Here is a 909-nt window from a genome sequence, read left to right on the forward strand (position 1 = left end):
ACATGATCCTGGGGATCATCGTGATGGTGTTCATCGCCTCGTTCGCCGGCAAGACCAAGTATTCGGTGCTGCGCAACCTGTACATCTCCGCCGGGCTGGTGGCCGTGGCGCTGGCCTTCCAGAAACTCCTTGGCTTCAACCTGCCGCTGTACTGATCGATCATGGAAGCACTACACAACCTCGCGTTCGGTTTCGAGCACGCCCTGACGTGGTCGAACCTCATGTATTGCGCCATCGGCTGCACGGTGGGCACCCTGGTGGGCCTGCTGCCGGGCCTGGGCCCGCTGGCCACCATCAGCATCCTGCTGCCGCTGACCTACTCCATCCCCACCGGCGGCGCGCTGATCATGCTGGCCGGCATCTACTACGGCGCCCAGTACGGCGACAGCGTGAGCGCCATCACCATGCGCATCCCGCACGCCAGCAGCATCGTGGCCTGTATCGACGGCTACCAGATGACGCTCAAGGGCAAGTGCGGGCTGGCGCTGTTCACCGCGGGCGTCTCCAGCTTCATCGGCGGCACGGTGGCCATCGTGGTGCTGACCTTCCTGGCGCCCTCGCTGGGTGAGGTGGCCTTCCTGTTCGGGCCGGCCGACTACTGCGCGCTGATGCTGGTGGGCTTCGTGTGCGTGAGCTTCGTGACCACCGGCAGCCTGATCAACGGCATGTCGATGTGCCTGATCGGGGTGCTGCTCGGCTCGATCGGCACCGACGTCAACAGCGGCATGCAGCGCTTCACCGGCGACCTGCCGTTCCTGGCCGACGGCGTCGGGCTGGTCAGCATCGCCCTGGGGTGCTTCGGCATCGCCGAGATCACCAAGAACCTCGACAGCGGCGACGAGCGCACCCCGTTCAACGGCACCATCAAGCTGATGCCGACCTGGCCGGAGTTCAAGCGCATCATCCCCA

General features: G+C 65.2%; 1 protein-coding gene. It reads left to right on the forward strand.

Annotated features, from left to right (window positions below; translation table 11 throughout):
- Window positions 1-161: 161 nt before the first annotated feature.
- Window positions 162-909, forward strand: a 748-nt coding sequence (locus ACFPOE_RS23940) for a tripartite tricarboxylate transporter permease (protein WP_376852866.1), incomplete at its 3' end; no start/stop codon positions are given.

The organism is Caenimonas terrae, from assembly GCF_042655405.1.
In the GTDB taxonomy this organism is placed as follows: Bacteria; Pseudomonadota; Gammaproteobacteria; order Burkholderiales; family Burkholderiaceae_C; genus Ramlibacter; species Ramlibacter terrae_A.